The sequence below is a fragment of the Phytobacter sp. V69 genome, assembly GCF_965644215.1.
GTDB lineage: Bacteria > Pseudomonadota > Gammaproteobacteria > Enterobacterales > Enterobacteriaceae > Phytobacter.
The window spans coordinates 1-1,856 of sequence record NZ_CBFFRL010000393.1 but is presented as its reverse complement, the minus strand read 5'-3'; the positions used below and the strand labels follow the sequence as shown (position 1 = coordinate 1,856).

The following is a 1,856-nucleotide window of genomic DNA, read 5'->3' as shown; positions in this document are numbered from 1 at the left end:
GCGACGATGCAATGGGGATGCAGTATCTGATCCCTGGCTGGACGTTCGACAACAAACGTCCTTGCATGGTGCGTTAAGCCGTACTGAGTCATCTAAGGCCCGCAGGCACAAACCTGCGGGCTTTTTTTACAGCATATTGATGACAAAGAAGCCCAGTGCGGTCATCAGCAATGAGCCAAACACATGCACCATCACCGAGGTGATGGCCCAGATATAATTGCCCGCCTGTAGTAACGAAAAAACTTCCAGCGAAAAGGTCGAGAATGTGGTCATCCCCCCGCACAGCCCGGTGGTAATCAGCAATCGCCAGGTGGGATCCAGATGCGGCTGTCGCGTAAAGAACGCCAACGCCCCGCCAATAATAAATCCACCCATCAGGTTAACCAGCAGCGTGCCGAGAGGCAGATTCGGGAAGAGCACATTCAGGCGCACAGAGAGCAGCCAGCGAATAACACAGCCCGCAGAACCACCCACAATGACGGCAATTAAAGACTTCAGCATGTTTTCCTCAACAACATCGAGAGATAAAGGGCTGGAAACATGCAGAGAGGGAGAAAGATACGCGCCCGACATGCCTCCAGTTAAAGAGTCATACCAGGCGTCATCAGCTTCGCGAGGAAGCGGTTGGATAAGGTGGAACGCCATCACCCAGACCACTATTGTTTCCCAATTCGCCCTGACTGGCAAGATGCAAACATATTGCCCATCAATGTGTATGGATTAACGCAGCGGCAGAAATTTTGCACTCACCCTTTTTCCGGGCTTTCGCAACACCTTCATTCTGCAACGATAAAAGACGATATAGCCAAGGCAATAAAACATAGCAAATACTATATATTATTGATTTATAAGATAATTTTGCATTCCCCGCATTTCCGTGGCAGCATGACCGCTATTGAGATTTGACGCATTTGACCCGTTCACACGCTGGCGGGTATTTAAAGGTACGCACATGAGCTTCTATGCAATCATCATTCTGGCATTCGGTATGTCTATGGATGCCTTTGCGGCATCGATCGGGAAAGGCGCGGCGCTTCACCGCCCGCAACTGAAAGAAGCGCTGCGAACCGGCATCATCTTTGGCGTGGTTGAAGCCATCACCCCGGTGATTGGCTGGACGATTGGCCTGGCTGCCAGCCAGTACGTTATGCGCTGGGATCACTGGATTGCCTTTACCCTGCTGATGATGCTCGGCGCGCGAATGGTGCTTGAGGGGATGAAAAAGGACGGGCAGGAACAGGAAAACGCGCCTAAACGGCACAGTTTCTGGCTGCTGGTGACCACCGCCATCGCTACCAGCCTGGATGCCATGGCCGTCGGCGTGGGCCTGGCGTTCCTGGATGTGAATATTGTCACCACCGCCCTGCTGATCGGCCTTGCGACCACCATTATGGCCACCACGGGCATTTTGTTAGGCCGCTTCCTCGGTGCCGCGATGGGTAAGTGGGCCGAAGTGATGGGCGGCGTGGTGCTGATTGGCATCGGCTGCTCCATTTTGCTGGAACACCTCGAAATTTTCGCCTGATGTTTCTACAACCCTGCTGGCAGCATGCTGCCAGCAGGGTCTGCGCCCGCTTAAAGACAGACGCGCAAATACTCCACTACACCTCCGGGCCATGCCCCCTCTTGCGGCAGAGAAAATCGTTCGCCCCTGAATGCTCTAAACCATCATCCCGTTGACGGCTCAGCCGAACTTTTATAACTTTGCTGTATGAAACGTTTAACGCGTACGATCCAAACCCTGACCATCACCACCCGTATTGCGGGTTGTGTGGATGGGTCTAGGCTGTGTCCCTTAATTGCATAACCTCTTGTAAAACAATCGGATGCAACCCAGCTTGACCATTGAAAGATAA

General features: G+C 52.7%; 3 protein-coding genes and 1 riboswitch. Of the genes, 2 read left to right on the top strand and 1 reads right to left on the bottom strand.

Annotated features, from left to right (window positions below; all coding sequences use genetic code 11):
• Positions 1–77 (top strand): hypothetical protein (locus tag ACSZPU_RS25450; protein ID WP_242430040.1); only part of this gene is annotated, 77 nt, incomplete at its 5' end.
• Positions 78–126: 49 nt separating this feature from the next.
• Here ACSZPU_RS25450 and crcB read toward each other — a convergent pair.
• Positions 127–501, bottom strand: coding sequence for a fluoride efflux transporter CrcB (gene crcB, locus ACSZPU_RS25445; protein ID WP_499004379.1), 375 nt, complete (start codon positions 499–501; stop codon positions 127–129).
• A gap of 87 nt (positions 502–588) precedes the next feature.
• Positions 589–658: riboswitch (Fluoride riboswitch) on the bottom strand.
• 294 nt (positions 659–952) lie between these two features.
• Here crcB and mntP point away from each other — a divergent pair.
• Positions 953–1,525 (top strand): manganese efflux pump MntP, encoded by a 573-nt coding sequence (gene mntP, locus ACSZPU_RS25440; protein WP_499004378.1) that lies wholly within the window; start codon positions 953–955, stop codon positions 1,523–1,525.
• Positions 1,526–1,856 lie beyond the last annotated feature (331 nt).